The sequence below is a fragment of the Roseovarius sp. genome, from assembly GCF_018066915.1.
Classification (GTDB): domain Bacteria; phylum Pseudomonadota; class Alphaproteobacteria; order Rhodobacterales; family Rhodobacteraceae; genus Roseovarius.
This window is the reverse complement of the sequence record NZ_JAGPVV010000260.1, coordinates 1-5,938: the sequence shown is the minus strand read 5'-3', so window position 1 is coordinate 5,938 and position 5,938 is coordinate 1. Positions and strand designations below refer to the sequence as shown.

Sequence of the window (5,938 nt, the reverse complement as noted above, 5' to 3'; positions counted from 1 at the left end):
CCGCGAACGGATGACAAGAGCGGGGGACACATTATGACGATGCACGATCTGGCCGAAAAAGGTCTTGTTTTACTGGGCTGTGGCAAGATGGGCAGCGCCATGTTGCAAGGCTGGCTCAAGGGCGGGTTGCCGCCCTCATCGGTCTGGGTGCTGGACCCGAACCCGTCTGACTGGCTGCGCGGCACCGGCGTGCATCTCAACACCGATCTGCCCGGCCAACCCGCGATTGTGCTGGTCGCGGTCAAGCCGCAGATGATGGGCGCGGCCCTGCCCAGCCTTGCCGCCATGGGCAATGGCACGACGCTCTTTATCTCGGTTGCCGCGGGCACGCCGATTGCGGCGTTCGAGGCGACGCTGGGGGCTGAGACCCCGATCATCCGCGCCATGCCCAACACCCCCGCCGCCGTGGCTCGCGGGATCACGGCCATCATCGGCAATGCCCATGCGAGCGCGGCCCATCTTGATCTGGCCGAGGCGCTCTTGCGCGCTGTTGGGCAGGTGGTGCGGCTCGACCATGAGGATCAGATGGATGCCGTAACCGGCCTCTCGGGCTCTGGTCCGGCCTATGTGTTTCACATGATCGAATGTATGGCGCAGGCGGGCGAGGCGCAGGGGCTGTCTCCGGCGCTTGCCATGCAACTGGCACAGGCGACCGTCGCGGGGGCCGGTGCCCTGGCTGAGGCGGCCGAGGAAACGCCCGCGCAACTGCGCCAGAATGTGACCAGCCCCAATGGCACGACGCAGGCGGGGCTGGAGGTGCTCATGCACCCCGACACCGGCCTGCCACCCCTGATGCTGAAAACCGTGGCCGCCGCGACGGACCGTTCCAAGGCGCTGCGCAATGGCTGAGATCACATTCGACGACTTCCTCGCCGTGGATATTCGCGTGGGCCGCGTGACCCGCGCCGAACCCTATCCCGAGGCGCGCAAACCTGCGATCAAGCTCTGGGTCGATTTCGGCCCCGAGATTGGCGAAAAGAAATCGAGCGCCCAGATCACCGCGCATTACACCCCCGAGAGCCTGATCGGGCGTCAGGTGCTGGCGGTGGTCAATTTCCCGCCCCGCCAGATCGGCAAGTTCCGGTCGGAAATCCTCGTGCTGGGGCTGAGCGATAGCAATGGCGATATCGTTCTGATACGCCCGGACCAAGACATTCCCATCGGAGAGAGACTGCATTGAAACGGATACTTGTCACCCGCCCCATGCCTGACCGCGTGATGGACGAGGCCCGCCGCCATTTCGAGGTCGAGACCCGCGACGACAACACCCCGCTCAAGCTGGGGCAGATGCGCGGCGCGCTGGCGCTCTATGATGGGATTCTGCCGACCCTGGGCGATATGTTTCAGGCCGATGTCTTTATCGAGGCCGAGAATTCGCGCTGTCGCATCCTCGCCAATTTCGGCGTGGGTTATAACCATATCGACGTGGCCGCCGCCCGCGCCGTGGGAATCGCGGTCAGCAACACGCCCGGTGCCGTGACGGACGCCACCGCCGATATCGCCATGACGCTGATGCTGATGACCGCGCGCCGCGCGGGCGAGGGCGAGCGTCTGGTGCGGTCGGGCAAATGGCCGGGCTGGAATCCGACGCAGATGCTGGGCCTGCATGTGAGTGGCAAGACAGTGGGCATCATCGGCATGGGCCGCATCGGGCAGGCGATTGCCAAGCGCTGTCACTTTGGCTTTGGCATGTCGGTTGTCTATCACAACCGCTCGGCCAAACCGCTCGATTTCAACGCGCGCCAGCTTGGCTCGATCGAAGAGGTTGCGGCCCATGCTGACATCCTCGTTGTGGCGGTGCCCGGCGGGGCGGAAACCCGGCATCTCATCAATGCTGCCGTCTTTGCCGCCATGCGCCCGACCGCGCATTTCATCAACATCGCGCGCGGCGATGTGGTGGATGAGGCGGCGCTGATTGCTGCGCTGCAAGAGGGGCGGATCGCCGGGGCGGGGCTTGACGTTTACGAGCGGGAACCGATCGTGCCCGACGCGCTCAAGGTGATGGAAAACGTGACGCTGCTGCCGCATTTGGGCACCGCAGCGCTCGAGGTGCGCGAGGCGATGGGCCTGATGGCGGTCGAGAACCTGCGCGCCTTTTTCGCCGGGGAAACCCCGCCCAATCTGGTGAATTGATTTATGAAAGAGTAGCCCGCGTCCCTCTCGGGGCGCGTGCGCCTACTCGATCTGTCGCCCGCTCAGCACCTCGAAGGGTTCGAGCTGGTCGCCATTGATCCAAGCGTATCCGCCCGCATCAGTGCGCACCATGGCGTAGGGCGTCCAGCCGGTGCTGCGCCACCAGCTTTCATACTCGTTGGTCTCGGCGTTCACGCGCCATTGGCCATCGTCGCGGCGACCATCGCCCAGCAAGTAGACCGTGTTGCCATCGGGTTGAAAGAACTGCCGATAGTCGGTGCCGGACCAGCTTCCGACAATGGTGTTGCCCGACAACAGCGCGGTGATTTCGGCGGCGGTCATCTGCGCGGGTTGCGCTGTGACGGGCCAGCCGAAGGTGAGCACTCCGGCGCTCACGAAACCCAGAACAAGACGGCGATGCATGATCACTCTCCTTTGTTGCGGCGGACACTATCGCAAATCCTGCGCCAAGGTGCGACTCGATTCTTTTGGGCGTGGCACCGGCATTGCCGCAACGTCACCCTCAAAACGCCGCGAAATCCTGAAATATCTCTCCATATCGTGAGACAGCTCACTGAAAAATTAATACTCTTGTGCCATACAGACCGGATGATCGACATGTCCTATCCTGCCTATTCGCGCGCCGAACGTCTTGCCGACGGGGCGGTGCATATTGCCGGCCTCTTGGCGGCGCTCACCGGTGTGGGGGTGCTCTTTGCCATGTGGGCGCTGCGCATGGACGGGGTGACGCTCGCCTCGACCATCGTCTATTCCGGCGCGCTCTTGTTGATGCTGGGGGCCTCGGCGGCCTATCATCTCTATGCCCATACCGCCGCCCGGCCGATCCTGCGCCGTCTGGATCACGCGGCCATCTATGTAAAGATCGCGGGCACGTTCACGCCGCTCAGCGTGCTTTTGGGCACGGCCTTTGGGTATGTCGTGCTGGCGGTGGTCTGGATTCTGGCGATCTTTGGCGCCGTGACCAAGATCCGGGCCAAGCCCGGCCAGATGCCGACCGGCTGGTTGCCCTATGTGGCGCTGGGCTGGATCGGGGTGGCGCTCTTTATCCCGCTCACGCCGATTCTGCCGGGGCATAGCCTCGCGCTGCTGCTGGCGGGGGGGCTGCTCTATACGCTGGGCGTGGTGTTCTACGCGTGGGAGAGTTTGCGCTTTGCCAATGCCATCTGGCACCTCTTCGTGGCGCTGGCGAGCGGGTGCTTTTTCATCGGGATCGCCTCGGCCCTCGCGACTCGTCTCTGACGGGGCACGAGAGCTTACAAGATCAACAGGCAAACCTTACAATCTGTAAGGTCTCTCAGGCGTGCTTGCCCGCCTTCAAGAGGCTGAAGACATCGCCGTTGCGGCAATAGTCCGGCGTCGCTGTCGCGGCCTTGTTCCGTGCCAGCCAATGATTGCAGGCTTCGGGATTGGCGCAGCCCGTGCAGGCCAGAACCACATCCCCCAAGGCGTCGAAGGTCATCTGCCCTTCCATGATTTTCTGTTCAAGATCAACGCCCAAGGTGTTGGCCATCCGGTCCACCAACTGTGCGTGACGTTTCAAGGTCGAAGTGCTTTGCATGTTATTGCCCCTCTGCTGCCCCGCCACTGTGCCTCAGGTCGCGGCTGCGCACCTTGACCTCGATCAAATCGCCATCTCGTCGAGATAGGCGCGCACGCAGTCCTGCACATGGCGAAACCGGTCCCCACCCAGTTTCTTGCCGCCATACCAACGGGTTACCACGACGACATGATCGCGCAAATCGGCGCGTTCCAGCATGCGCAGGATCACTTGCCCTGCACCAGCTTCGCCATCGTCGCCCTTGAGCGGGGTGCCATCGCCGAGAAGGACAGCCCAGGTGTTATGCGTGGCGCGAGCGAATTTCTTGTCCTTTTTCAAGGCCTTGAGGAATTCATCCACCGCCTCGCGGGTCTGCGCCGCCCCGCCCGAGACCGCATAGCCTGATCCCCGGTCGCTGACGACGCCCTTTAGCTGCCGCATGTCACAGCCCGGCAGCCACCCGGCGCACAGTTTCGATCCGCTGGGCATTGGGCGGATGCGTTCCAAGGAAGCGATTGCCGGGATCGGGCAACTGGCTAAAGAATTCCGCGCCCCGCACCGGATTATAGCCCGCGTTATGGGTGATCACGGTGCCAAGGGCATCCGCCTCCAGCTCGAAATTCTTGGAATAGCTGCGCGCGCCGACCCCGGCGCCGATGTCGACCGCCTGATCCACCATCGTCTGGCTCGCGCCGGTGATCGCCGCCAGACCGCCCAAGAGAATCGCCCCTGCCGCTGCATTCTGCTGTTGCCGCGGGATATGGCCCGAGATGTGGTGGGCCGCCTCATGCCCCATGACAAAGGCCAATTCATCCTGATTACGCACCTGCGCGATCAGGGGGAGCGTGAAGGCCAGAATGGGCTGTCCGTTGCGGTCAAGGGTCTGATAGGCATTGGGCGGCTGACCGGGCCGGTCATCCACGACGATCCGGAAATCGCAATTTGCGCGCGGAGAACGGGCCCGACATTCCCGCTCAGCCACAGGCTCAACCCGTTGAACAACCGTGATGAATTGCTCGACCTGCGCGCGTGTGGGGGTTGCGGCCACGGGGCGCGGTGCCGCCTGTGGCGCAGGGCGGCTGACCGGCCCTTGATCCACCACCTCGACGCAGCCCACCACGGCGACCAGCCCCAGCACAGATATCCAACGCATCCGCAAACCCTCTGCTATTCTCTATCTATTCATATGTTCTAGCAGGCTTTCGCGCCTCTGACAGGTGTTTTCCACCGGGTCAGTCTGCGCTTGCAAAGACCTGCCAACGCGATAGGCTAGACCCATGTTTTCCATCGAGCACGAATTCGACGCCACCGTGATCACCCTTGTTGACGAGGGGGCGGCGCCCTTGGGCGAGGATGTGATCATCAATGCCTTCGAGGAATGTGTGACGATCGAGCAATACGATCCCCGCACCGATCGTTTGCACAAGATCACGCTCTCGATGGGGCAGTTGCGTGATCTGCGCGCGGCGCTTGATCTGCCCGAGGGGGTCTATATCCAAGCGCCGGACGCCAAATAGAGCCTCAGCCGCCTATCTGGCGCAGGACCTCTGCGGCGGCAACCGTGGGTGTCATATCGCCCGCCGCCACTCGGGCGGCATAGTCCTGCATCGTGGCGCGTGCCGAGGGGGTTTCGAGCCGCGCCAAGAGACCCTGCCGCACCTCTTGGCCGAACCAATAGCGCGCCTGCTCGGCCCGCCGCCCGTCGAAATGCCCGGTCTCGCGCCGCCAGTTGACCAGCGCGGTCATCTCGTCCCATGCCTTTTGCAGCCCCTCGTCCTGCAAGGCGGATACGGTCATTGCCTTGGGATAACCCTCAGGGTCCTGAGGCCGTTTGCGAAGGAGGCGCAGCGCGCCCGCGTAATCCGAACAGGTGCGCATCGCCGCCGGTTTGAGATCGCCATCGGCCTTGTTCACGAGGATGAGATCGGCCATTTCCATGATGCCGCGCTTGACGCCCTGCAACTCGTCGCCGCCCGCTGGGGCCAACAAAAGCACAAAGATATCAGACATTTCCGCAACCACGGTTTCGGATTGCCCGACGCCCACCGTTTCGATCAGCACCACATCGAACCCCGCCGCCTCGCAGAGTGTCACCGCCTCGCGGGTGCGGCGCGCTACGCCGCCCAGATGACTCTGGCTGGGGGAGGGGCGGATAAAGGCCGCTGGATCACGGCTCAGCCGCTCCATCCGCGTCTTGTCGCCAAGGATCGAGCCGCCAGAGCGCGCCGAGGATGGATCAACCGCCAG

10 protein-coding genes are annotated in these 5,938 nt (G+C 63.5%); 5 read left to right on the top strand and 5 right to left on the bottom strand.

What is annotated here, in order from left to right; translation table 11 throughout:
• The first annotated feature begins 33 nt into the window (after positions 1 to 33).
• The 3 genes from proC to KBT70_RS14400 are packed head-to-tail and all read left to right on the top strand — an operon-like array spanning position 34 to position 2,133.
• Positions 34 to 849 (top strand): pyrroline-5-carboxylate reductase, encoded by an 816-nt coding sequence (gene proC, locus KBT70_RS14410; protein WP_296635089.1) that lies wholly within the window; start codon positions 34 to 36, stop codon positions 847 to 849.
• On the top strand, positions 842 to 1,180 hold the full coding sequence (locus tag KBT70_RS14405) for a tRNA-binding protein (protein ID WP_296635088.1): 339 nt from the start codon (positions 842 to 844) through the stop codon (positions 1,178 to 1,180). Before proC ends, KBT70_RS14405 begins: the two co-directional genes overlap by 8 nt.
• Positions 1,177 to 2,133 (top strand): D-glycerate dehydrogenase, encoded by a 957-nt coding sequence (locus KBT70_RS14400; RefSeq protein WP_296635087.1) that lies wholly within the window; start codon positions 1,177 to 1,179, stop codon positions 2,131 to 2,133. The genes KBT70_RS14405 and KBT70_RS14400 overlap by 4 nt, the downstream gene beginning before the upstream one ends.
• A gap of 42 nt (positions 2,134 to 2,175) precedes the next feature.
• Here KBT70_RS14400 and KBT70_RS14395 read toward each other — a convergent pair whose 3' ends face one another.
• Complete coding sequence (locus tag KBT70_RS14395; RefSeq protein WP_296635085.1) at positions 2,176 to 2,556, bottom strand: hypothetical protein; 381 nt, start codon at positions 2,554 to 2,556, stop codon at positions 2,176 to 2,178.
• 195 nt (positions 2,557 to 2,751) lie between these two features.
• On the opposite strand from KBT70_RS14395, the gene KBT70_RS14390 reads away from it, so the two are divergent.
• Positions 2,752 to 3,393, top strand: coding sequence for a hemolysin III family protein (locus KBT70_RS14390; protein WP_363270696.1), 642 nt, complete (start codon positions 2,752 to 2,754; stop codon positions 3,391 to 3,393).
• Between the two features lie 55 nt (positions 3,394 to 3,448).
• Here KBT70_RS14390 and KBT70_RS14385 read toward each other — a convergent pair whose 3' ends face one another.
• The 3 genes from KBT70_RS14385 to KBT70_RS14375 form a co-directional block, all read right to left on the bottom strand.
• Positions 3,449 to 3,712 carry a DUF6455 family protein gene (locus KBT70_RS14385; RefSeq protein ID WP_296635082.1) on the bottom strand — a complete coding sequence of 88 codons (264 nt, stop codon included), beginning with the start codon at positions 3,710 to 3,712 and terminating at the stop codon, positions 3,449 to 3,451.
• A 63-nt stretch (positions 3,713 to 3,775) separates the two neighbouring features.
• Entirely contained in the window at positions 3,776 to 4,132 is a 357-nt protein-coding gene (locus tag KBT70_RS14380) for a YigZ family protein (protein ID WP_296635079.1), read from the bottom strand.
• Between the two features lies 1 nt (position 4,133).
• Entirely contained in the window at positions 4,134 to 4,844 is a 711-nt protein-coding gene (locus tag KBT70_RS14375; protein WP_296635077.1) for a M48 family metallopeptidase, read from the bottom strand.
• A gap of 124 nt (positions 4,845 to 4,968) precedes the next feature.
• Here KBT70_RS14375 and KBT70_RS14370 point away from each other — a divergent pair, with 124 nt between their 5' ends.
• Positions 4,969 to 5,208 carry a hypothetical protein gene (locus tag KBT70_RS14370; protein WP_296635074.1) on the top strand — a complete coding sequence of 80 codons (240 nt, stop codon included), beginning with the start codon at positions 4,969 to 4,971 and terminating at the stop codon, positions 5,206 to 5,208.
• A 4-nt stretch (positions 5,209 to 5,212) separates the two neighbouring features.
• On the opposite strand, the gene meaB is transcribed toward KBT70_RS14370, so the two are convergent.
• On the bottom strand, positions 5,213 to 5,938 hold a 726-nt coding region (gene meaB, locus KBT70_RS14365; protein ID WP_296635071.1), incomplete at its 5' end, for a methylmalonyl Co-A mutase-associated GTPase MeaB.

What these genes read in the sequence shown, in the direction of transcription:
- proC (WP_296635089.1), top strand. Translation starts at nt 34, where the DNA reads ATGACGATGCACGATCTGGCCGAAAAAGGTCTTGTTTTACTGGGCTGT.
- KBT70_RS14405 (WP_296635088.1), top strand. Translation starts at nt 842, where the DNA reads ATGGCTGAGATCACATTCGACGACTTCCTCGCCGTGGATATTCGCGTG.
- KBT70_RS14395 (WP_296635085.1), bottom strand. Translation starts at nt 2,556, where the DNA reads ATGCATCGCCGTCTTGTTCTGGGTTTCGTGAGCGCCGGAGTGCTCACC.
- KBT70_RS14390 (WP_363270696.1), top strand. Translation starts at nt 2,752, where the DNA reads ATGTCCTATCCTGCCTATTCGCGCGCCGAACGTCTTGCCGACGGGGCG.
- KBT70_RS14385 (WP_296635082.1), bottom strand. Translation starts at nt 3,712, where the DNA reads ATGCAAAGCACTTCGACCTTGAAACGTCACGCACAGTTGGTGGACCGG.
- KBT70_RS14380 (WP_296635079.1), bottom strand. Translation starts at nt 4,132, where the DNA reads ATGCGGCAGCTAAAGGGCGTCGTCAGCGACCGGGGATCAGGCTATGCG.
- KBT70_RS14375 (WP_296635077.1), bottom strand. Translation starts at nt 4,844, where the DNA reads ATGCGTTGGATATCTGTGCTGGGGCTGGTCGCCGTGGTGGGCTGCGTC.
- KBT70_RS14370 (WP_296635074.1), top strand. Translation starts at nt 4,969, where the DNA reads ATGTTTTCCATCGAGCACGAATTCGACGCCACCGTGATCACCCTTGTT.